The organism is Lysinibacillus sp. BF-4, assembly GCF_000743635.1.
In the GTDB taxonomy this organism is placed as follows: domain Bacteria; phylum Bacillota; class Bacilli; order Bacillales_A; family Planococcaceae; genus Metalysinibacillus; species Metalysinibacillus saudimassiliensis.
The window spans coordinates 26,552-49,591 of record NZ_JPUW01000010.1 but is presented as its reverse complement, the minus strand read 5'-3'; the positions used below and the strand labels follow the sequence as shown (position 1 = coordinate 49,591).

Genomic DNA, 23,040 nt, shown 5'->3' with positions numbered 1-23,040 from the left:
AATGGTCGGCCCACAAAAGGCTGACCATTTTTTAACGAAATTGAGAAAGGTGAGAGAAAAAGTTTTCGACAAATTGTAAAAATACAAGCTCTGACGGAGCAAGCTCGCGATTTGTTGGTGCAATAATGCCAACAGAGCGTTGTAAAATAGGCGCGCTAATGGGCACCTTAACAGTTAAACGTGCCGAAGAATCATAAATTGAGCTTTCAGGCAGTAGCGTCACACCTATACCTGCTGCCACTAAACCTTTGAGTGCATCTAAATCTTCACCCACAGATGTGATGTTTGGTATAAATCCCGCTTGTTTGCATCCATCTGTTGCTAATTTACGTAGCACATAACCTGTAGGGAATAATACAAATGGGTCTTCATGTAGCTCCATCAAATTAATACTCTCGCGTTTAGCTAGTGGGTGGTTAGCGGCAACCAGTGCGCAAATTTGTTCACTAAATAATACGGTTGAAGCAATGTCAGGCTCTCCTTTAGGTAGCGGCCCTAAGAAGGCAAGATTGAGCTCTCGATTTTTAACTGCATCAATTAAGAAGCGGTAAGAGCCTTGGCGTAGATGAAATTCAATGTCAGGGTACTCGCGTTTAAAAGCTGAGATTACGCTTGGCATTACATAACTGGCAAGACTCGTTGGGAAGCCTACTTTAATAACGCCTTGTGTAGGGTCTAAAAAATCCTCAACTTGTTTAACTGCGACATCAATCGCTTTTAAAGCATGCACACTATGCTCGAAAAAAATTTTGCCAATAGCGGTGAGGCGTACATTGCGTCCTACCCGTTCAAATAGAGGGGTGCCTAGTTCTTTTTCTAAATTTGCGATTTGTCTGCTAACAGCTGACTGCGCTACATCGAGTGCAACCGCTGCGTCTGAAATATGCTCGCGCTCTGCAACCGCAACAAAATAACGTAATTGACGTAACTCCATAGCTGTCACTCCTTTACTCTATAGTAAAACAAAACAGGCTATTGGCATAGCCGAAAAGCGTTAACTAACAATAGCTACAGTTAAATTTATCAGAATGTCATAAATGATATTTATTCTCAATTAACTAATTCCGAATGAAAATGGAGAAGATATTTTCTCACTAAAGCTATTGTACCAACGAATGAGAAAATTCTTGTAAATACTTTGTTTATAACGTTTATAGTAATAATTACGATTGAGAATCCAATGGTTTGCAAGCTGGAGCATTTTCAGTTAGAATTAGAATGATAATAATTTAGGGATGGGCAACCATTTCATGAACAGACTATGGAGGTATTGTTAATGTCAACTTTAGTAATTAAAGATCTTCACGTTGCAATCGACGGTAAAGAGATTTTAAAAGGTGTAAATCTTACAATCAATACAAATGAAGTACACGCAATCATGGGGCCAAACGGAACAGGTAAGTCAACGCTTGCTTCTGCAATTATGGGTCACCCTAAATACGAAGTAACTTCAGGTTCAATTGAACTTGACGGTGAAAATGTACTTGAAATGGAAGTAGACGAGCGCGCTAAAGCGGGTCTATTCCTAGCGATGCAATACCCATCAGAAATTAATGGTGTTACAAACGCAGACTTTTTACGTTCAGCAATTAACGCACGTCGTGAAGAAGGCGACGAAATTTCATTAATGAAATTTATCCGCGAATTAGATAAAACAATGGGATTCCTTGAAATGGATGAAGATATGGCACAGCGTTACCTTAACGAAGGTTTCTCTGGTGGTGAGAAAAAACGTAATGAAATTTTACAACTAATGATGATTAAACCAAAAATCGCTGTACTTGATGAAATTGACTCAGGTTTAGATATTGACGCATTAAAAGTTGTATCAAAAGGTATTAACGAAATGCGCGGCGAAGGTTTTGGTTGCTTAATGATCACTCACTACCAACGCTTACTTAACTACATCACACCTGACAAAGTACACGTTATGATGCAAGGTAAAGTAGTTAAATCTGGCGGTGCAGAACTTGCACAACGTTTAGAAGCAGAAGGTTACGACTGGATTAAACAAGAATTAGGTATCGAAGAAGAAGCAGAACAAGACGCTTAATAAGGGGGACGAAAGAGCATGACAGTTGAAATGAAATTGGCTGTAACAGCAAACGATGTGCGCTCGTTCTCTGAAACAAACAGCGAGCCAGCATGGTTTACTACACTACGTGAATCAGCGTTCGCACAAGCGGCTGAATTAGCGATGCCAAAACCAGACAAAACAAATATTACAAAATGGGATTTTACTACTTTCCCAAGTTGGACAGTTGAGAGCGATACAGTAAATGCTTTAACTGAACTACCAGCAGAAGTCGCGGCTTTAGTAGATGGCGAGTCACAACATAACGTATATGTGCAACGCAACAACACGCCAGCATTCCACAAAGTAGCACAAGAGTTAACGGATAAAGGTGTTATTTTTACAGATATTTTCACAGCAATGCGTGAGCATAGTGATTTAGTACAAAAATACTTTATGACAGAAGCTGTAAAAGTAGATGAGCATAAATTAACAGCGCTTCATGCAGCATTAGTAAATGGTGGCGTATTTGTTTATGTACCACGTAATGTTGTTATTGAAGAGCCACTACAAGCAGTATTTTTACATGATAATGCAGAAGCATCATTATTCAACCACGTTATCGTAGTTGCAGAAGAAAGTGCTGCTGTAACATATGTAGAAACATACGTATCTACAGTTGAAGAAGCAAAAGGCCAAGCAAATATTGTAGCTGAAGTACTTGTAGGCGACAACGCGCAAGTAACATTCGGTGCAGTTGATGTATTAGCGAAAGGTTTTACAACATATGTTAACCGTCGTGCACGTGTTGGTCGTGACGGTAAAATGGACTGGGCTCTTGGTTTAATGAGTGACTCAAATACAGTATCAGAAAACATTACGCACTTAGTAGGCGATAATGGTTCAGCTGATAGTAAAACAGTAGTTGTCGGTCGCGGAGAGCAAAAACAAAACTTTACAACAGAGATTCGTCACTGGGGTAAAGATACAACAGGCCACATTCTTAAGCATGGTGTAATGAAAGAAGCAGCTCAATCAATCTTCAATGGTATTGGTATGATTGAAAAAGGCGCTACACGCTCAGATGCACAGCAAGAGTCTCGTGTACTTATGCTGTCAGAAAAAGCACGCGGTGACGCTAACCCAATCTTACTAATTGATGAAGATGATGTAACAGCAGGTCACGCAGCTTCTGTAGGTCGTGTTGATGAAAGCCAGCTTTATTATTTAATGAGCCGTGGTATTTCAAAACAAGAAGCAGAACGCTTAATCATTCATGGTTTCCTTGCGCCAGTTGTAACTCAACTTCCAATTGAGGGCGTTAAAAAGCAACTGACGGAGGTTATTGAAAGGAAAGTGCGCTAATGATGAATACTACTATTCGAAGCTATTTCCCTATTCTTGACCAAGAAATTAACGGGCATCCGCTCGTATATTTAGATAGTGCAGCAACTTCACAAAAGCCAATCCAAGTGATTGAAGCGATTGACAAGTACTATAAATTTAATAACGCAAACGTCCACCGCGGTGTCCATACTTTAGGTAACCGCGCAACGGACGATTATGAGGGAGCACGTGAGAAGGTGCGTAAGTTTATTAACGCAGCTTCGACACAAGAAATTATTTTTACACGTGGTACAACTACCTCTATTAATACGATTGCCTCAGGTTATGGTCGTCAAAACATTGTAGAAGGTGACGAAATCGTTATCACTTACATGGAGCACCATTCCAATATTATTCCTTGGCAACAACTCGCAAAGGAAAAAGGGGCCGTATTAAAATATATCGACCTTGAGCCAGACGGTACAATTTCACTTGATACTGTACGTAAAGTCGTGACACCTAAAACGAAAATTGTTTCGGTTATGATGGTGTCTAACGTGCTTGGTACAATCAACCCTGTGAAAGAAATTGCTAAGATTGCACATGAAAATGGCGCAATTATGGTAGTGGACGGCGCACAGGGCGTGCCACATATGAAGGTTGATGTACAAGACTTAGATTGCGATTTCTTAGCATTCTCTGGTCATAAAATGTGCGGACCAACAGGTATTGGTGTGTTATATGGCAAAAAGGCGATTTTAGAAAACATGGAACCTGTTGAATTTGGCGGTGAAATGATTGACTTTGTAGGGCTTTACGAGTCAACATGGAAGGAGCTACCTTGGAAGTTTGAAGGTGGTACGCCAATTATTGCTGGTGCTGTTGGTTTAGGGGCAGCGATTGATTTCTTAAATGAAATTGGTCTTGATACAATTGCGGCACATGAGCACCAAATGGCTCGCTATGCAATGGATCAAATGTCAACGATTGATGGCCTAACAATTTACGGACCAAAAGACGAAATGAAACGTTGCGGATTAGTAACGTTTAATCTTGATGACGTGCATCCACATGACGTTGCTACTGTGCTCGACATGAATGGTATTGCAGTCCGCGCAGGTCACCACTGTGCTCAACCATTAATGAAATGGCTTGAAGCTACAGCGACAGCGCGCGCAAGCTTCTACATGTATAACAGTGAAGAAGATATTGACGCGTTAGTAAAAGGCCTACGTGTAGCGAAGGAGTATTTTAACGATGTCTTTTAATAATTTAGATCAGTTATACCGCTCTGTTATTATGGATCACTATAAAAATCCACGTAACAAAGGTGAAATTGAGGACGGCGCACTAACAGTTGATATGAACAACCCAACGTGTGGCGACCGTATTCATTTAACGTTACAAGTAGAAGACGGCATTGTAAAAGATGCAAAGTTTGACGGCGAAGGTTGTTCAATCTCAATGTCTTCTGCTTCAATGATGACACAGCTTGTTAAAGATAAAAAAGTTGAAGAAGCTGTTGAACTAGCAGATATTTTTTCGAAAATGATGCTTGGGGAAGACTTCGACGACGAAAAATACGACCTAGGTGACGTTGAGGCATTGCAAGGCGTTGCTAAATTCCCAGCCCGCATTAAGTGTGCAACACTTGCATGGAAGGCAATGGAAAAAGGCGTTACAGAAGACAAGTAATTGTTTTTGAGGGGCAGTCATAGCACAATTGATGTAATGATGTGTTTTGGCACTTTAAAATACTGAACGGAGGAATAAAGATGGCTAAAAAAATGCCAGATATCGGCGATTATAAATACGGATTCCATGACAAGGACGTATCAGTTTTCCGTTCGAAACGTGGTCTTACGGAAGACATCGTGCGCGAAATTTCGAATATGAAGCAAGAGCCAGAGTGGATGTTAGATTACCGCTTAAAAGCACTTGAAACATTCTATTCAAAACCAATGCCACAATGGGGTGGCGACCTTAACTCATTAGACTTTGATGAAATTACGTATTACGTAAAACCGTCAGAAGCTACAGAGCGCTCTTGGGATGAGGTACCTGAAGAAATCAAAGCAACATTTGATAAACTAGGTATCCCTGAAGCTGAGCAAAAATACCTTGCGGGTGTTTCTGCACAGTATGAGTCAGAGGTTGTTTACCACAACATGAAATCAGATTTAGAGGATATGGGTATTGTCTTTAAAGATACAGACTCAGCACTTCGTGAAAACGAAGACATCTTTAAACAATACTGGGGCACTGTTATCCCAGCAACAGACAATAAATTCTCTGCACTAAACTCAGCAGTTTGGTCAGGTGGCTCATTCATTTACGTACCACCAGGTATTAAAGTGGATACACCACTACAAGCGTACTTCCGTATTAACTCAGAAAACATGGGTCAATTTGAGCGTACACTTATTATTGTTGACGAAGGCGCTAGCGTTCACTACGTTGAAGGCTGTACAGCTCCTGTTTACACAACAAACTCACTACACTCAGCTGTAGTTGAAATCATTGTTAAAAAAGACGCATACTGCCGTTATACAACGATTCAAAACTGGGCAAACAACGTTTATAACTTAGTTACAAAACGTACAGTTGTTGAAGAGAACGGTACAATGGAATGGATTGATGGTAACATCGGTTCTAAATTAACGATGAAATACCCTGCATGTATTTTAAAAGGTGAGGGCGCACGCGGTCTTACACTTTCAATTGCATTAGCAGGTAAAGGGCAACACCAAGATGCGGGTGCAAAAATGATTCACTTAGCACCAAACACATCTTCAACCATCGTATCAAAATCAATTTCTCATCACGGCGGTAAAGTAACTTACCGCGGTATCGTTCGTTTTGGTCCTAAAGCGAAGGGTGCACGTGCCAACATTGAGTGTGATACATTAATTATGGATAATGAATCAACTTCAGATACAATCCCGTACAACGAAATCTTAAATGATGACGTATCACTTGAGCACGAAGCAAAAGTGTCGAAAGTATCAGAAGAACAATTATTCTACCTAATGAGCCGTGGTATTTCTGAGCTTGAAGCTACAGAAATGATCGTAATGGGCTTCATCGAACCATTCACAAAAGAATTACCAATGGAATATGCCGTAGAAATGAACCGCCTAATCAACTATGAGATGGAAGGTTCAATCGGTTAATGATAAATTAGCTCGTCACTTTATAGTGGCGAGCTTTTTTTTATTGAAACAAAGTGTGTAGTGTTTCGTATACTTAGTAATAGGAGGCGATGAATTATGAAATCTAAACTATTTTTAGCAACACTCGCAGCTACAACGGTTATACCTGCAGTTGTAGCTCAAGCAGCAGAAGGACCATTTGACGATGTACCGGCTAATCATCCATACGCTAAAGAAATTGGCGCGATGAAAGAGGCAGGCATTATTACAGGTAACGCTAATCAATTTAAGCCATCGCAAGCTGTATCACGTGAGCATGCGGTGTTGATGCTGTCGCGCGCTTTACCACTAGCACCAATACGTGAGGGTAAGACGTTTTTAGATGTACCAGCAACTGCAGCCTATGCGGATGTGATTGCTAAGGCGTACCGTGCGGGTGTCATTGACGGGGCGGGAGATAATTTTAAACCAAAGCAAGTCATTACACGTGCACAGATGGCAAAAATGTTAGTGCAAGCTTTTCATTTACAACCACGTACAAATAAAGGCGACTTTACGGATGTTGCTAAAGACCACTGGGCAAAGGATTACATTAATATATTAGCAAGCCATGGTATTACAACAGGCGATAACGGTAAATTTAAACCAAATGAGCCAGTGACGCGTGCGCATATGGCTGTATTTTTACAACGTGCCATGGCGCAACAAACGACACGTGCAGATTTTGTAGGACAGTGGGAAGGAACGTTAGCTGAGGCGATGTTAGAGATGCAATTAAACATTACGCAAGACAGCGCAATGATTTCTATTCCAGCACAAGGCATTAAAGATTACCCAGTAACGCTAGAGATGAAAGGTGAGGTAGCTGTTATGACAGTTGCACTGGGTAATCAAGTGATGACGTTAGAGAGTACGCTTACAGATGGTTTGATGACAACTGTATTTAAACAAAATAACCAAATGTTTAATATGATGTTCCACCCTGTTGAGCCAGAGGTTATTACGTACGAAAAAGTAACCGTACCTGTTGAAGGCGGTAACTTACAGGCGGCGCTTCAGTTGCCAGTGAATGTAAGCAAACCTGTACCTGTAGCGATTATTATTGCAGGCTCAGGCCCTACAGATAAAGATGGTAACTCAGCTATTGCAGGTAAAAATAATAGCTTAAAAATGGTAGCAGAAGGGTTAGCGGATAAGGGTATTGCTACGCTACGTTATGATAAGCGTGGTGTAGGCAGTAACACAGCATTACTTACAACGGAGGAAGGTTTAGTTGTAGAGGATTACGCTAAGGATGTTGAGGCATTAATAGAAGTTTTAAATAAAGATGTGCGTTTTAACGAAGTTCATTTGATTGGGCATAGTGAAGGAGCCTTTATGGCATCATTAGCTGCACAACATAAGCAGGTCGCTTCCATTACCTCGCTTGCAGGTGCAGGTCGCCCAATTGGCGAAGTATTACTTGAGCAGTTAGAGGCACAATCGCCAGCGATAGCAAATGAAGCAAAGGCAATCTTAGCCAAGCTTGAACAGGGAGAGCATGTGACGGATATAGCACCAGCTTTGCAGTCATTGTTCCGCCCGTCTATTCAAGATTATATGATTTCATGGCTAGCTTATGACCCAGCTGCGTTACTGCAACAGACAAAGGCTAAAACATTAATTATTCAAGGTGAAAATGATTTACAGGTGAAGCCAGCAGATGCGAAACGTTTAAGTGATTTTACAGCGAGTAAGGCCGTTTATTTTAAAGAGATGAATCATGTATTAAAAGATGCACCAACAGACCCAGCAGGCAATATGGCAACGTATTTTAATCCAACACTTCCGTTAACGGAGGCGCTTGTACCAACCATTGCCACCTTTATTAAGTCATAACAAAAAGCCAGTAGCGCGCTACTGGCTTTTTACTTTGGGCAATTGTTCATAGAGAGCAATAATTTCAAATAATAATAGACTTTCAATTGGGATAAATGTTGTATCAGTTGCTTGGCGTTGCTCTGCAAAAAACTGTGCAGTAATGGTGGCTAGTTGCTCTTTATAATGCTGGGCATCTAATGTATCCCACTGCGTTGCTAGTGCTTTGTTTGCTTCTACTAATTGCAGTTGCTCGATAGTCGTCCAACTTGGTTTAGTTAACGGTAATGCCAGTAAGTTCTCGAGATGATGTGTCATTAACTTAAGCGCCTGAAACTGTGATTTTTGCGGCGCAATAGGGTATTTACTTTTGGCTGCTAATGGGTGGAAGGTATCCTTCTCTTGAAACTGCAAAAGCTTTGCTGTGAGCGCCATATCTTTTTGTAAGGCATTCATTTGAGCTTGATGTATGGAGCGGTCTGTTTCACCGTCAATTAACGCTTGTATAACGTTTGGTGCTAGCTCTTGTAGCTTTTGCTTGCTCGTTGCTAAGTGCTTTGCAATCATTGTAGAGTACTCTGGTGGAAACACGAGCATATTAACAGCAGTAGATACGAGTAGACCGATAGTAGTTGTACCTAAGCGAACGATAAACGCAATTAAAAAGTTGCTATGTACCACGTCTACCATGGCCACAGCAGTTAAGGTAGCGACGAGCAGACCGTCATGTAATTTTAATTTATAGCAAGTCGCAATAGTAAGTGCGGCTGATACGGTATAGGTTAGTGGTGTATGCCCTAATAAAAACACGGATAGTACAGTGTAAAATGCACCAATGGCTGATGCAGGAAAACGCACGAAACTTTTTTTAACAGAGTCGGTTACGGTAGGCTCTAGCGTTACAATAGCAGTAATGACCGCAAATGTTGCGGGCCAGTCCAATAATGCACAAAGCCATGCTGTAATAAAAACCGCAATCGCCGTTTTAAAAATACGGCCGCCACGAAATGAAAAACTCAAAAACAAAACGTCACCTCCTACCGTAGTATACCCCTTCGCCTAAAAGCTATGCTAGACGCTTGCGACAAAGCGAGTAAACCACGTAAAATAAGAGAAAGATGGCAGAGATAATAAGCGGAATATGCCATGGGTAGCTAGGTGCCCAAGTTAAAAAAGGTGAGGGCGGTAAAGTGCGTAGGTAGGCATAGTTGCTACCGAAAATAGTATTGATAATAAACATAAGTGCAAAGTATACAAGACTTTGTTTATACGTAAGTAGTAAGCCTTCCTTAGTTACGTTAAAATCCGTCGTGATAACAATAAATAAAATCCCGAGTAGTAGCGCGCTATGCCCTACAAAAAATTGAATGAACATGGCATTAGGAAAGCCAAGCTGATTTGTGTCTGGTGATAGTAATGCTAGTAAAGCCCCTATGATACCCCAGTAAAACGTAAAATTAAGCAAAAAGGTCCGTCGTGTTATGAGCATAATTAATACAAATAATGTAGTTAGGCGACATGGGTAGAGTGGTAAAGCATCGGAAACATTCCACTCATGATTCATAGCGTACCAACTATAGAGTAAAAACTGTTGTACAATAAGCATAAGGATTAGCGTGACACGTATGCTAGTTACAACAGGTGGGCGCTTAATATGAGTGGGAAAGCATAAAAATAATAGCGCTAAGCCAAATACAATAAATAAAATAACAAGGTGAGGCCCACTAAAAGGTTGGAACAAGCTTTGGCTACTGTGGTAAAGTTGATAAATTATAATAAAACCCCCTGCGGAATAAATAGTTTGGTGTGATGAGATGAAAAAAGTGCTTGTAGCGGTAGGCGTCGTTGGTATACTCCTTATCGTCTTTTGGTTGGCCAGACAGGATCAACAGCCCTACCAAGTAGAAACAATTTCGATAGATGATGAACAAAAATATGAAGGTGATGGTCGCCGCTTCGCCCATGGCTTAACATTTATTGAACGACCTGATGGCAATATGGATGCCTTTTGGTCACAAACAACTGATGATGGACAAAGTAGCGAATGGACGCATAATGTGATGACAGGTGTGGTGCGTCATGATGATCTTAGCTTAAAGGAACGTAAGCCGCTACTTGAGGCTCCGTTTGCACAGGAACCTGTGAGCGTAAGTGCCACGCAGTCAGGTACACGTATGATTACCTTTGAAGACGCAAATCAAACCACACAAGAGGTCGCGCAGCGTTTTATGATGATGGACGCTAACGGCAAAATTATTAAGCCTTACCCACAGACTGTGAAAGATGGTGCACATTCAGGGCATGTTGCTTCAACAAAGGATGCCCATGTAATTGTTTGGTCGGATGACTGGATCAATCGCGGTGGCGTGGATAATTTAGGTACAGGTAAAACGGTAAACCTTACTGCTTATGATGATGCAGGCAATGTAATTGATACAGAGGCGATTACAACACGTGATAAAGACCGCGAGTGGTGGCCAATCGTTGCCGCTTCACCAAAGCGTGCTTTAGTCGTATGGCAACGTTATATTGACGAAGAAGATTATTCACAAGTGATGTATGCTTTATACGACCCAGTAGCCAAACGGTTTCAAAAGCGTCCATTATTATTACAGCCCAACAATGCTTACTATGAATACCAAGTAGATTATTTACCAGCTATTGATGCCTTTGTGGTGACAGGTAATACGCGTGACGGTGCTGGTTATATGTATTTAATTAACGAAACAGGGCGTATTGTACATGGCAGTTTTAACTTACCACAGTTTGTGAGAGAGGCAAGTCCAGCGATTAAAAATAAAGATGGTAGTGCGGAGTTAACCTATCCTACAGCGCCAACAGGCTTTGTAAAGTACGAGGTTACAAAGGACACCATTACTGAAAAGCTACAAATTCATGATGATTATCAATGGCAGCCTATGGGTACAGCAGGCTTTTATACAAAAACGGATGAAATTTATTTTGCATCCTTAGCACGAAATGGTATTGTAGAAAAAATAATTCATAAAAGAGGCGAGGAATAATGCCTCTTTTTTTGTTTGAGGTGAAGCAGATGAAAAAGTGGTTAGTCGCATTAACTGTTATGTTTTGCGCGCTCTCCATTTATGCCGTTTATCACAATCACGCATGGTATGGCGATACGATCGTTAAGGTAACGGCTACTCAAGTAGTAGAGACTATGGAGCTTGAGCAGGATAAGCAATATGTACAACAGCTCACTGCAGTAGATCAAGCAGGTAAGTCATACACTTTATATAATACGTATTCAGACTCACGCGCCTTTGATCAAAACTATACACGCGGTGATGAGTTATTTATCGCAGATGACCATATTTTAGGCGTAAAGCGAGATAAGTATATTGTAATAGCGGCATGGCTCTTTATCGCAATGCTAGTAGTTGTAGGGCGTAAGCAAGGTGTATATTCATTGATGAGTTTTGGCGTTAATGTGGTAATTTTAGTAGCAGCTATTACAGTGTATGTACGCTATGAGCACGTCAGTTTGCTGTTGGTAAGTGCGATAGCTGTAGTGCTGTTTGCGGTGATTTCGATTGTTATGGTAAACGGGCGTAGCCAAAAAGCAACAGCAGCACTCATTGCGACATTGCTTGGGACAGGCATTGCCTTTAGCGTTGCGGCACTAGCTATGTTTGTTACGAAACAGGAAGGGCTTCATTATGAAGAAATGCAGTTTTTAACACGTCCTTACCATACAGTATTTTTAGCTGGTTTATTAATTGGTTCACTTGGTGCAGTGATGGACGTAGCAATTACGATGACCTCTGCGCTCTTTAGTATGCAGCACACAGCTACACTTGATGAGATTAAGCAGTCAGGGCGTGAGATTGGTAAGGACATTATGGGCACCATTACAAATATTTTATTTTTTGCATATGTGAGTGGCTCTATTCCAATGTTGTTGCTTTATTTTAAAAACGGGTTACCTTTTGGTTATACCCTATCTATGAACCTATCCCTCGAAATTGCGCGCGCGCTAGCAGGTGGTATTGGTGTGGTAAGTACAATTCCTATTAGCTTATATATTTCATTATGGCTAATGCAACGAAAGCAGGTGCAGTAAATGAATGTGTTACTTTTACTGGCAGGCGTTTTATTAATACTCATGGTGGCTGTAGGCGGTATGAATGGTGTACGTTCGTTTATTTCATTATTTTTAAACGGCATTATTTTACTGGTGACGGTATTTTTTATGTTGGATACACAAACCAATATTTTGCTATTAACACTTGTAGCTTGTGCAGCCTTATGTGCCGTTAATTTATTTTATATTAATGGCTTAAATCGCAAAACACTGGCAGCTTTTATTGCTACATTTCTTACGCTAGGTGTGTTGCTTAGCGTCATTTACTTGGTGACAGATGTTGCAATGATCCAAGGCTTTAGTGAAGAAGAAACTGAAGAGCTAGATGCTTATAATTTATTAATAGGTATTGATTATGTGCAAGTAGCGGCAGCTGTTATTATTATGAGTACCATTGGCGCGATTATGGATGTAGCGATGTCTATTACTTCATCTATGCATGAGTATGCGCGTCATACTACGAGCACGCCACGACAATTAGTAGCGCATGGTATGCTAATTGGACGAGATATTTTAGGCACAGATACAAATACGCTGTTCTTTGCCTTTTTTGGTGGCTATTTAGGTTTGCTCATTTGGTTTAAGGATTTGCATTATTCCTTTGGTGAAATTGTAAATGCAAAAGTATTTGGTGCAGAAGTATTAACTATCTTTACAGCAGGCATTGGCATTGCCCTTGTCATTCCAATGGCGGCATGGACAAGTGTGCTTGTGAGCAAATTATTCGCTAAAGGTAACAGAGCCGCGTAGCATAGTAGTAAGAGGTGAACGTCATGACAAAGCAAGTTTTTTATTGTGAGGATTGCGGCTATCCATACTACGGAGAAGAAAAGCCACTCTACTGTGCCAAATGTGAGAGTGATGCACCAGAGGGGGACGCATGTTGGACGGGACATTAAGAAAGGTCGTACTTTATATTGCAACAAGTTTAGATGGTTATATTGCAGACAAAGAGGGCAAGGTCGATTGGCTCGTGCCTACAGGAGCAGAAGAAGATACGAGCTATGAAGATTTTTATGCGCAGGTTGATACTGTAATTATGGGACGCACGACATACGATCAAGTTGTAACGGAGCTGTCACCAACACATTACCCTTACGAGGACGTAACGAGTTATATTATGACGCATGAGTCACGTGCGAGTGAAGGCGCAGTGCATTTTACTGACGAAGCGGTTGTATCATTAGTACAACGCTTACGTAAACAGCCAGGCGGTACAATTTGGCTTGTAGGTGGTGCTAGCAGTATTCAACCATTAGTGAGCGCTAATTTAATTGATGAGTACCAAATCGCCACGATGCCAATTATTTTAGGTGAGGGTATTCGTTTGTTTACAACGGATACGCGTGTGGCATTGCGCGCGGTAAAGAGTTACGAAAAAAACGGTTTGATTTATAGTACTTATGCACGCACCGAAGGATAATAACTTCGGTGTTTTTTTATAAACTTAAAGACGTAGGGTAAAATAGTAATGTATGATAGTACTGAGGTGAAGTATATGATACGAATTGGTTTAACGGGTTTTACTGACCATCCCATACTTGCTTCGGCTACGACCAAGGCAAGCGCAAAGCTATTTGACTACAGTGGGCATTTTCCTATTGTCGAAATTGATAGCTCATTTTATGCGATACCTAAGCTAGCCACAATTGAAAAATGGGTAGCTGAAACCCCAAGTAACTTTCGCTTTATTGTTAAGGCACACCAAGCCATGACAGGGCATCAGCGCAGAGAAGATTGGACGTTTAGCTCCATTGAAGAAATTTATCAAACGTTTGAAGACTGCTTAATGCCAATGCAGCAAGCAGGCAAATTATATGCAGTGCTCGTACAGTTTCCACCTTGGTATGATGCGATGCCAAAAAATATGGCCTATATTCGTAAAATGAATCAGCGTCTTACGCATTTTCAATTGGCAGTGGAGTTTCGTAATCAAACATGGTTTGACCCACAGCACCGCGAAGCAACGCTTAACTTTTTACGTGAGGAAAAAATCATTAATGTAATTTGTGATGAGCCACAAGCTGGTGTAGGCAGTATTCCATTTGTACCAGAGGCAACGACGGACCGAGTGATGTTTAGGTTTCACGGACGTAATTTACATGGCTGGCGTAATGTAGGTAATGCAGAGCACTGGCGTAAAGTACGTTTTTTATATAATTATAATGATGATGAGCTAACGACATTTATGCACGTCATTAAGGAGTTTGAAGCACAGGGGAAGGATGTTGTTGTGACATTTAACAATAACTCCGCACATGATGCAGCGCCTAATGCGAAGCGCCTACAACATTTATTAAATATTTCGTACGAGGGGCTCGCACCAAGGCAGCTAGATATATTTGGGGGTGAGTGGTAATGGAATATATAATTTTAGCCGTGCTAGCACTTGCATCAGGTCTTGTTGGTGCGCTTGTTGGGCTAGGTGGTGGTGTGATTTTAGTGCCAGCTACTTTATACGTTGGTGTAAGCCTTGGCTATATACCTGAAATTACACCGCAGAGCGTAGTAGGTCTATCCGTTATTATGATGATTTTTATAGGGCTTTCCTCGACATTAAGCTATATGAAATCAAAAACGGTAGATTACCGCAGTGGTTTTATCTTTTTTTTAGGTAGTGTACCTGGCACTATGATTGGTGCTTGGTTAAATAAAGGACTAGATTTACCTTCATTTAATTTATATTTTGGTATTTTACTGATTATTTTAGCGACGATTTTAATTGTGCGTGATAAATTAAAGCCTGTAAAATGGTTTGTAGCCCATGGTAAAGAGCGTAAATTTACAGACCCTGATGGTAAAACGTTTATTTATGGTTATCCTATTTGGTTTGCACTTATTTTAACTTTCTTTATTGGCATTATGTCAGGGCTATTTGGTATTGGTGGCGGCTCAATTATTGTGCCAGCAATGATTATTTTATTTTTATTTCCACCACATGTGGCTATTGCAACATCAATGTTTATGGTGTTTTTATCAGCCATTGTTAACTCAATGAGCCATATTTATTTAGGCAATGTACCTTGGTTGTACACATTACCTGTTATTCCAGGCGCATATATTGGCGCAAAATTAGGGGCGCGTTTAAATAAGCGCTTAAACTCTGATACCTTAGTATTGATTTTACGTATTGTATTATTACTACTTGGTATCCGTTCGATTATTGATGGCTTAGTAAATTAAAGGGAGCGATGCTATATGGAAAAAATCCATATCTTTCATACAAATGACTGGCATAGTCATTTTGCCTATTGGGCAAGAATGCAGGCGTATATTCAAGCGCGCAAGGCAGCTTACGAGCAGCAGGGTGATACCGTGTGGCTGTGCGATATTGGTGACCATATGGATCGCTCCTCTATTTTTACCGAGGCAACATTAGGTAAAGGTAATGTAGCGCTATTAAATGAAGCAGACTACGATGTTGTGACGCTCGGTAATAACGAGGGCATTACATTAGGCTTTGAAGACTTAAGTGCGCTCTATGAAGACGCGACATTTGATGTCGTAATTGCTAATTTAAAAGCTATTGAAGGGCAAACACCAGCGTGGGTAAAACCATACGTCATTAAAACGACGGCGGCAGGTACGAAGGTAGGTTTCATTGCGGCTACAGCGCCTTTTGAAGCGTTCTACCGTGAACTGAACTGGGATGTTAGTGGCGCAAAGGAAAAGCTCATACAGTTAGCTTACTATTTGCAAGACAAAGTAGATATTTTACTATGTCTCTCTCATCTTGGTATTAATGAAGATGAGGCACTAGCGGAGGCTTGTCCAATCATTGATGTGATTTTTGGTTCGCACACGCATCATGTATTACCAACAGGCAAAACAGTTAATGATGTGTTACTGACAGGTGGGGGGATGTTTGGGCGCTATTTAGGTGAGCTGACATTACAAATTGAAGATGGCAAACTTCAAAAGACCACACGATTACATGCGAGTACGGATTTACCACCACTCGAAAAAGAAGCATTACAAGCAGCTAAGCTTACGGCAAAGGGCGAGGCACTAATGCAACAAACCGTATTTACAGCACCAAAAACGTATAATAAGGAATGGTACCATTACTCCAAATTATCGGATTTATTTGCGCGTGTGATGCTAGAAGAAACAAAAGCAGATTGTGCATTATTTAATGCTGGTATTTTCCTCAGTGACTTACAAAAGGGACCAGTAACAGCTTTAGATTTGCACCGTTTACTACCGCATCCTATTAATCTTTGCATCATTGAAGTGACAGCGCAGCAATTAAAAGAAATTTTGGCACAGTCTACAGATGAAGAGTGGCCACGCATGGCACTAAAAGGCCTAGGGTTTCGTGGTGTAGTACTGGGCAAAATACTTACATATGGCTTTAAGCTAGACGAGCATCGTCGTTTAGTGATAAATGGGCAACTAGCAAAGGATGATGGTGTCTACCGACTAGTGACGCTTGATTTATTTACCTTTGGCTATTTTTACCCACAGTTTAACTATGCAAAAAAACAGTATGTACTCCCTGCATTTTTACGCGAGCTACTACTAGACTATGGGCAAAAATATTTTGCGGAATAAAGAAAATAAATAGAATGGGGTTTCCGCTATGCAATTAATCGCATTAGAGGCCGTACGCGACGGCATGACACTTGGCAAAACAATTTGGAACGACGCAGGGCACCCGCTGCTGCAACAAGGCGTAAGTTTAAATGAACGTAGTATTCGCCGACTAGAACAACTAAGCGTGCAATATGTATATATTGATACGGCATTATCAAAAGGCATAGAAGTTGTAGAAACCGTGCCGCAAGTTGTACGTAATCAAGTTGTAAATGAAATTAAAAGCTCGTTTGACGCTGTACAAAAGGCAGACCGTAAAAAAATCGCTTATGTACTTGAGCAAAAGGCACTCGCTCTATCTAAAGATTTAGATGCACTAATCGCCATTATTATGGAGAGTGGTGAGGCGCTGATGGTATTATCGGATGCCTTTTTATACGACGAATACATTTATCAACACTCGTTTCAGGTAACATTATATGCTTTAGCCATTGCAAAGCATTTAAAGTATAGCGAAAAAGATTTAAAAACGATTGGTATGGGAGCACTTTTACATGACGTCGGTAAAATTAGTATTCCGCAGGAGATTTTACAAAAGCCTGGGCGTTTAACTGATCAAGAGTATGGACAAATGAAGGAGCACACAAAATATGGCTTTGAATTGCTTCGTAATTTATATACGATGCCATTGCTTGTTGCACATTGCGCCTTTCAACATCATGAGCGCTTGGATGGCTCAGGCTACCCACGCGGCTTAACTGAAAAAGACATCCACCCCTTTGCAAAAATTATTGCAGTAGCAGATGTTTTTGACGCACTATCAAGCACACGTGTGTATCGCAAAAAAATATTGCCTGTAGAGTGTCTTAAAATTATGGGCGAAGGTGAGGGTACAGCATTTGACGCAACGGTGTTAGATGCGCTACGTAAAAGTGTTGTACATTACCCTAATGGTACTATCCTACGTTTAAATGATGATGCGCGTGGTATTGTTGTGCGCCAAAACCCAATTAATCCACTGCGACCTGTGCTTCGTATTTTTGAGCAAAACAATCAAATTTTAAAAGCTACGCATGAATTAGCATTAATTGATCAGCCTACACTAGAAATTGTAGAAATCGAAGCAGACTACGTGTTAAATAAGTAAAAACTGTTGTTGAAGCGACCTGTAGTGTGATACATTGTCAACGAATACAATAAACAAAGAATAGGGGCGGAGTAGGAAATGACATCTTGCAAACCGACTAGCAAAAAAGACGAATACTTACGCAAACCAGAGTGGTTAAAAATCAAATTAAACACGAACGACGAGTATAAAGGCTTAAAGAAATTAATGCGTGAAAACAATTTACATACGGTATGTGAAGAGGCACGCTGTCCAAATATTCACGAGTGTTGGGGTGAGCGTCGCACAGCGACAATGATGATTTTAGGGTCAGTATGTACCCGCGCATGTCGCTTCTGTGCCGTAAAAACAGGTTTACCAACAGAGCTTGATTTACAAGAGCCAGAGCGCGTAGCAGACTCTGTTAAAATTATGGATTTAAAGCACGTTGTTATTACAATGGTAGCGCGTGACGATTTAAAAGATGGTGGAGCAGGGGTGCTAGCTGAAACTATCCGTGCCATCCGTCGCAAGAGTCCAGCAACATCAGTAGAGGTATTGCCATCTGACTTAGGTGGTCTCGACGAAAATATCACAATGTTAATGGATGCACGTCCTGACATTTTAAATCACAACATCGAAACCGTTCGTAGCCTAACACCGCGTGTGCGTGCTAAAGCTACGTATGAGCGCTCATTAGCATTTTTAAAGCGAGCAAAAGAATTACAGCCTGATATTCCTACAAAGTCATCATTAATGATTGGTCTAGGCGAAACAGAAGAAGAAATTATAGAGGTTATGGATGATTTACGTGCGAATGACGTAGATATTATGACAATCGGTCAATATTTACAGCCGACGAAAAAACATCTACCTGTAAAAAAATATTACTCACCACTTGAGTTTGGTAAGTTACGTAAAATTGCAATGGAAAAAGGCTTCTCACATTGTGAGGCAGGCCCGCTTGTACGCAGTAGCTATCATGCAGACGAGCAGGTAAATGCGGCAACAAAGGAGCGCCAGTTGCAAGCAGAGAAGTGAAAGAGGTGACACATTTGATTGTGTTAGATAAATACGAGTATGAGATTGTCACAGATTACCGCGAGGCATTTGATATGGAGGCAGTAGTTGCACGTTACTCCGAAATCTTAGCTAAGTACGATTATATTTTAGGTGACTGGGGCTATAATCAACTTCGTTTAAAAGGTTTTTACGAGGACAAACATCCTAAATCAGCCTTTGATACAAAAATTAGTACAGTGCAGGATTATTTATATGAATACTGTAACTTTGGCTGCGCCTATTTTATTTTAAAGCGTGGTAAAAAAATCGCACCAGAAAAAAAGCAGCCGAAAGAAGTGGCTGAAGTAGAAAAAAACGTTCTCGCTTAATCGCGAGAACGTTTTTTTATTAGGCCATTAATTCTGTTAAATATTCGCGTAGCTCTACAGTCTCGGCTTCTGTACGATGGTAAGCAGCCTCTAAATAACCTGGCTCTTGCACATCATCAGGTCCAATAATTGCAAAACGATTTGTTTGAATATCTAAAACGAGCACTTTACCAAAAAAGCGCGTAGATTGTAAAATGGCTAAATCATAACGTAGCTTTTCGCCTGCGAAAGCCACGAAGCGTGTTTTGGTATCCTCTACATCATCATATAAGAAAAAGCGTTCCATACGTGTTTTATCCCCTTCCAATTATATAGATATGGTACTATAGAAGAGAATGTACAATCAACTTTAAAAGATTTGAATGGAGGCATAATTGTGTATTTCGTAGACAGAAACAAAATCACAAACACATTACAACATTTAGATGAGCTGCTTGCTATTTTTGAAGGCAAGGCAGATTGGCAAGAGGACGTTGTGGCGCAACTCGCATTACAACGTATTGGTCACAATGTAATGGAGGCCATGATGGATGTTGGTAATTTAATGATTGATGGCTTTATTATGCGTGACCCAGGTAGTTATGAGGACATCATTGACATCTTAGTAGACGAAAAAGTAATTACACCTGAAATGGATGCACCATTAAAAGATGTTGTAGGCTTACGTAAAATGTTAGTGCGCGAGTTTACTGAGGTAGACGATGCTAAGGTGCTACAAGTATTAACAGCAAGCTTACCAGCAATGAAGGCGTTTACACCAAAAGTAAATGACTATTTAACAAATGAGCTAGGACCTGTGTCAGCATTTTTACCAGAGGACGAAAAATAATGCAGTACAAAGCGTATTGCTTTGATTTAGATGGCACAGTATATCGCGGCAATGAGCCAATTGCTAGTGCTGTAACTTTTATTCATGCATTGCAGGCTAAGGGGATTGAGCCGTTTTTTATTACGAATAACTCCTCAAAAACCGTAGCTGAGTTACAAGCAACTCTTGAGGATATGGGTATTGTAGCGCAAGTAGACCATATTTATTCGAGCGCTTTAGCGACAGCGAAATATATTACCGAAAATTTTGCAGGTGAGCGCGCATTATTAATTGGCTCACATGGTTTGCGTGATGCCTTACAGCGCGCAGGTGTTGAGCTTGTAGAGCAAGGTGGGAGTATTGTAGTCGTTGGCATTGATCGTGAGGTTAACTATATGAAGCTTGCTACAGCAGCTGTAGCTGTGCAGCATGGCGCAACATTATTATCTACAAATCAGGATGTAAAGTTTCCAACAGAGTTTGGTTTTGTACCGGGTAACGGAGCATTTACAGAGCTGATTGCAGGTGTTGCAGGAGTAGAGCCTATTTATATTGGTAAGCCCTCACCTTTAATGCTAGAAATGATTGCACGTGACCACCATCTACGAAAGCAAGATATGGTGCTAGTAGGGGATAATCATGATACAGATATTATGTGCGGAGTTGCGTATGGTATTGCTACGATTCATGTAGATACAGGTGTAACGCGTAGCAAGGACGCAATTCACGCTACTCAGCGTGTAGCTCAATTAACGGATTTATTATAAAAGCTTCGAGCCAATTGGCTCGAAGCTTTTTTTACCACATTGGGTTATCTTCAATGTACTGATAAATATTTTTGGTTAACTCGGCAGGTGTATCCGCCTCAACAATTTCACCATTTACCAAAGCATAAAAAGCATTATCACACTTTGTACAGTAGCTTAGGCAACCATAGTCAAGTACATCAACATTCGGGTCGCGTTCAAGCGCTTCAAAGGTTTCTTGCGCGCCATTTGCTAAATTACTTACACAAAATTCAACCATCGGATTCACTGGGGTCACCTCTTTCAAAAGTTATGCTACTCTCTTTTCATAAAATAGACAAGTAACAAAGAACAAAAAATGATATTGTGAAAAGTATCACAATCATATATACTATGAAATATGGAAACTTTGTGAACAAAAAATGGAGTGGAGAAGGAGCGAACTATGCGAAATTTAGTACTTTTAGGTGGGGGCTACGGCAACATGCGAATTTTATTACGCCTGCTACCCAACAATCTTCCGTTAGATATGCAAATTACATTGATTGATCGAACACCGTTTCATAGCTTAAAAACTGAGTTTTATGCAGTAGCAGCAGGCACATCAACAGATAAGGATATTCGTGTTAGCTTCCCTGAGCATGAGCGCCTTAAGGTGATGTACGGTGAAGTGGTTGAAGTAAATCGCGAGACAAAAGAGGTCGTTTTAGAGAGCGGCGAACATGTACCGTATGATGAGCTAGTTGTAGGTTTAGGTTGTGAGGATAAATATCACGGTGTACCAGGTGCTGATGAATTTACGTATAGCATTCAAACAATTGGCAAGGCACGTCGCACATATAAAGAAGTATGCGGCTTACCATCAGGTTCGACTGTAGGCATTGTGGGGGCAGGCCTAAGTGGTATCGAAATGGCAAGTGAGCTACGTGAGAGCCGTCCAGATTTAAACGTTAAATTATTTGACCGCGGTGAGCGTATTTTACGTGACTTCCCTGAGAAGCTTAGCCGTTATGTACAACAATGGTTTGATAAACACAATGTAGATGTTGTAGCCAACTCTAATATTACTAAAGTAGAGCAAGGTAAGTTATATAACCACGACAATATTATTGATGTGGATGCGGTTGTATGGACAGCGGGCGTACAGCCTGTAAAAATTGTGCGTGATATGGATGTAGAAAAAGATAAATTTGACCGTCCAATCGTAACACAGTATTTTTATACGCCAGAAGATGAGCATGTGTTCTTTGTAGGAGACTGTGCATCCTCAACTTTACCACCAACAGCACAGCTAGCTGAGGAGCAAGCAGAGCATATTGTTCGTGTATTAAAAGCTCGCTGGCGCCATGAGGAGTTACCAGAAAAAATGCCTGAAATTAAATTAAAAGGCTTTATGGGCTCTTTAGGTAAAAAACAAGGTTTTGTGCATTTAGCTGATACTACATTAACAGGACGTATCGCACGTTTAATGAAGTCAGGTTTATTATGGATGTACAAGCGTCAAAATGATTAATATGTAAAAAGCTGTCTCAGAGGAGGCAGCTTTTTTGCTGGAGGGATTAACGTGCAATCACAACAATGGCTAAAAGAACTATTTTCACAGCTTGAGACCATACAACAAGAGCCACAAAATGCAGCTTATGAGGGTTGTACATTTACAGTAGAGGGCATTAGTTATCGCAGTCGTTTAGCTAAACGTACACCTAAGAAGGCAGGTTATTTTGTTGCTTTTTGGGAGAAGGATGCGGCAGGAGTTAATCAAGCATTTTATGCGAACAGCAGTCCAGATTACTTGTTGATTTTTACGGAGGACGGCGATTATTTTAGCTTTCCTCGCGCAGCATTGCTTGCATTAGGTGTTGTACAAACAGCTACCAAGGCAGGAAAGATGGCAATGCGTGTTTACCCACCACACGAACAAGGCTTAAATAAAACAGCAACTATCACACAGCGCAAACAAGCACCATATTATAAAAAAAGAAGGTAGCTCACAGGCTACCTTC

General features: G+C 40.7%; 26 protein-coding genes. 21 read left to right on the top strand and 5 right to left on the bottom strand.

The features are described 5' to 3' along the window. Positions 1–31 precede the first annotated feature (31 nt). The gene (locus CH76_RS05500; protein WP_036144004.1) at positions 32–934 is read right to left on the bottom strand and encodes a LysR family transcriptional regulator; all 903 of its coding nucleotides are present in this window, start codon (positions 932–934) and stop codon (positions 32–34) included. A gap of 336 nt (positions 935–1,270) precedes the next feature. On the opposite strand from CH76_RS05500, the gene sufC reads away from it, so the two are divergent. The 6 genes from sufC to CH76_RS13685 all read left to right on the top strand — a co-directional run bounded on the left by sufC (position 1,271) and on the right by CH76_RS13685 (position 8,370). Beyond that, complete coding sequence (gene sufC / locus CH76_RS05495) at positions 1,271–2,053, top strand: Fe-S cluster assembly ATPase SufC (RefSeq protein WP_200877333.1); 783 nt, start codon at positions 1,271–1,273, stop codon at positions 2,051–2,053. An 18-nt stretch (positions 2,054–2,071) separates the two neighbouring features. After that, complete coding sequence (gene sufD / locus CH76_RS05490) at positions 2,072–3,379, top strand: Fe-S cluster assembly protein SufD (protein WP_036144000.1); 1,308 nt, start codon at positions 2,072–2,074, stop codon at positions 3,377–3,379. Continuing rightward, positions 3,379–4,608: a cysteine desulfurase gene (locus tag CH76_RS05485; RefSeq protein ID WP_036143999.1), complete on the top strand. Its 1,230-nt coding sequence runs from the start codon at positions 3,379–3,381 to the stop codon at positions 4,606–4,608. The genes sufD and CH76_RS05485 overlap by 1 nt, the downstream gene beginning before the upstream one ends. Next, positions 4,598–5,035 carry a Fe-S cluster assembly sulfur transfer protein SufU gene (sufU, locus tag CH76_RS05480; RefSeq protein WP_036143997.1) on the top strand — a complete coding sequence of 146 codons (438 nt, stop codon included), beginning with the start codon at positions 4,598–4,600 and terminating at the stop codon, positions 5,033–5,035. Before CH76_RS05485 ends, sufU begins: the two co-directional genes overlap by 11 nt. Before the next feature lie 80 nt (positions 5,036–5,115). Further along, positions 5,116–6,513 carry a Fe-S cluster assembly protein SufB gene (sufB, locus tag CH76_RS05475; protein WP_036143994.1) on the top strand — a complete coding sequence of 466 codons (1,398 nt, stop codon included), beginning with the start codon at positions 5,116–5,118 and terminating at the stop codon, positions 6,511–6,513. Positions 6,514–6,609: 96 nt separating this feature from the next. Next, positions 6,610–8,370, top strand: coding sequence for an alpha/beta fold hydrolase (locus CH76_RS13685; RefSeq protein ID WP_081892633.1), 1,761 nt, complete (start codon positions 6,610–6,612; stop codon positions 8,368–8,370). Between the two features lie 18 nt (positions 8,371–8,388). On the opposite strand, the gene CH76_RS05465 is transcribed toward CH76_RS13685, so the two are convergent. Continuing rightward, positions 8,389–9,369 (bottom strand): aromatic acid exporter family protein, encoded by a 981-nt coding sequence (locus CH76_RS05465; protein WP_036144026.1) that lies wholly within the window; start codon positions 9,367–9,369, stop codon positions 8,389–8,391. Positions 9,370–9,415: 46 nt separating this feature from the next. Beyond that, positions 9,416–10,090, bottom strand: coding sequence for a TIGR02206 family membrane protein (locus tag CH76_RS05460; protein ID WP_036143992.1), 675 nt, complete (start codon positions 10,088–10,090; stop codon positions 9,416–9,418). A gap of 73 nt (positions 10,091–10,163) precedes the next feature. On the opposite strand from CH76_RS05460, the gene CH76_RS05455 reads away from it, so the two are divergent. The 11 genes from CH76_RS05455 to CH76_RS05410 all read left to right on the top strand — a co-directional run bounded on the left by CH76_RS05455 (position 10,164) and on the right by CH76_RS05410 (position 19,483). Continuing rightward, positions 10,164–11,372 (top strand): hypothetical protein, encoded by a 1,209-nt coding sequence (locus CH76_RS05455; protein WP_036143989.1) that lies wholly within the window; start codon positions 10,164–10,166, stop codon positions 11,370–11,372. A gap of 29 nt (positions 11,373–11,401) precedes the next feature. Continuing rightward, positions 11,402–12,430 carry a YibE/F family protein gene (locus CH76_RS05450; RefSeq protein ID WP_235190357.1) on the top strand — a complete coding sequence of 343 codons (1,029 nt, stop codon included), beginning with the start codon at positions 11,402–11,404 and terminating at the stop codon, positions 12,428–12,430. Then, positions 12,431–13,201: a YibE/F family protein gene (locus CH76_RS05445; protein WP_051910248.1), complete on the top strand. Its 771-nt coding sequence runs from the start codon at positions 12,431–12,433 to the stop codon at positions 13,199–13,201. A 23-nt stretch (positions 13,202–13,224) separates the two neighbouring features. Then, positions 13,225–13,350: a hypothetical protein gene (locus CH76_RS14150; RefSeq protein WP_255344099.1), complete on the top strand. Its 126-nt coding sequence runs from the start codon at positions 13,225–13,227 to the stop codon at positions 13,348–13,350. Then, positions 13,335–13,874 (top strand): dihydrofolate reductase family protein, encoded by a 540-nt coding sequence (locus CH76_RS05440; protein WP_200877332.1) that lies wholly within the window; start codon positions 13,335–13,337, stop codon positions 13,872–13,874. Before CH76_RS14150 ends, CH76_RS05440 begins: the two co-directional genes overlap by 16 nt. A 75-nt stretch (positions 13,875–13,949) precedes the next feature. Beyond that, positions 13,950–14,810 (top strand): DUF72 domain-containing protein, encoded by an 861-nt coding sequence (locus CH76_RS05435; RefSeq protein ID WP_036143986.1) that lies wholly within the window; start codon positions 13,950–13,952, stop codon positions 14,808–14,810. Continuing rightward, the gene (locus CH76_RS05430) at positions 14,810–15,634 is read left to right on the top strand and encodes a sulfite exporter TauE/SafE family protein (RefSeq protein ID WP_036143983.1); all 825 of its coding nucleotides are present in this window, start codon (positions 14,810–14,812) and stop codon (positions 15,632–15,634) included. The genes CH76_RS05435 and CH76_RS05430 overlap by 1 nt, the downstream gene beginning before the upstream one ends. A 15-nt stretch (positions 15,635–15,649) precedes the next feature. Then, positions 15,650–17,005, top strand: coding sequence for a bifunctional UDP-sugar hydrolase/5'-nucleotidase (locus CH76_RS05425; RefSeq protein WP_036143981.1), 1,356 nt, complete (start codon positions 15,650–15,652; stop codon positions 17,003–17,005). Positions 17,006–17,033: 28 nt separating this feature from the next. Then, positions 17,034–18,134 (top strand): HD-GYP domain-containing protein, encoded by a 1,101-nt coding sequence (locus tag CH76_RS05420; RefSeq protein WP_036143979.1) that lies wholly within the window; start codon positions 17,034–17,036, stop codon positions 18,132–18,134. A gap of 78 nt (positions 18,135–18,212) precedes the next feature. Continuing rightward, the gene (lipA, locus tag CH76_RS05415; protein ID WP_036143976.1) at positions 18,213–19,133 is read left to right on the top strand and encodes a lipoyl synthase; all 921 of its coding nucleotides are present in this window, start codon (positions 18,213–18,215) and stop codon (positions 19,131–19,133) included. A gap of 14 nt (positions 19,134–19,147) precedes the next feature. Continuing rightward, entirely contained in the window at positions 19,148–19,483 is a 336-nt protein-coding gene (locus CH76_RS05410) for a YutD family protein (protein WP_036143974.1), read from the top strand. 19 nt (positions 19,484–19,502) lie between these two features. On the opposite strand, the gene CH76_RS05405 is transcribed toward CH76_RS05410, so the two are convergent. Further along, positions 19,503–19,769: a DUF3055 domain-containing protein gene (locus CH76_RS05405; RefSeq protein WP_036143972.1), complete on the bottom strand. Its 267-nt coding sequence runs from the start codon at positions 19,767–19,769 to the stop codon at positions 19,503–19,505. Positions 19,770–19,859: 90 nt separating this feature from the next. On the opposite strand from CH76_RS05405, the gene CH76_RS05400 reads away from it, so the two are divergent. Together CH76_RS05400 and CH76_RS05395 are read left to right on the top strand one after the other, a co-directional pair. Continuing rightward, on the top strand, positions 19,860–20,312 hold the full coding sequence (locus CH76_RS05400; protein WP_036143970.1) for a DUF86 domain-containing protein: 453 nt from the start codon (positions 19,860–19,862) through the stop codon (positions 20,310–20,312). Further along, positions 20,312–21,058 carry an HAD-IIA family hydrolase gene (locus tag CH76_RS05395; RefSeq protein ID WP_235190356.1) on the top strand — a complete coding sequence of 249 codons (747 nt, stop codon included), beginning with the start codon at positions 20,312–20,314 and terminating at the stop codon, positions 21,056–21,058. Before CH76_RS05400 ends, CH76_RS05395 begins: the two co-directional genes overlap by 1 nt. 31 nt (positions 21,059–21,089) lie before the next feature. On the opposite strand, the gene CH76_RS05390 is transcribed toward CH76_RS05395, so the two are convergent. After that, the gene (locus tag CH76_RS05390) at positions 21,090–21,326 is read right to left on the bottom strand and encodes a YuzB family protein (RefSeq protein ID WP_036143968.1); all 237 of its coding nucleotides are present in this window, start codon (positions 21,324–21,326) and stop codon (positions 21,090–21,092) included. A gap of 156 nt (positions 21,327–21,482) precedes the next feature. On the opposite strand from CH76_RS05390, the gene CH76_RS05385 reads away from it, so the two are divergent. Continuing rightward, on the top strand, positions 21,483–22,550 hold the full coding sequence (locus CH76_RS05385) for an NAD(P)/FAD-dependent oxidoreductase (RefSeq protein ID WP_036143966.1): 1,068 nt from the start codon (positions 21,483–21,485) through the stop codon (positions 22,548–22,550). A 51-nt stretch (positions 22,551–22,601) separates the two neighbouring features. Next, the gene (locus CH76_RS05380; protein WP_051910246.1) at positions 22,602–23,024 is read left to right on the top strand and encodes a MepB family protein; all 423 of its coding nucleotides are present in this window, start codon (positions 22,602–22,604) and stop codon (positions 23,022–23,024) included. Positions 23,025–23,040: the final 16 nt, after the last annotated feature.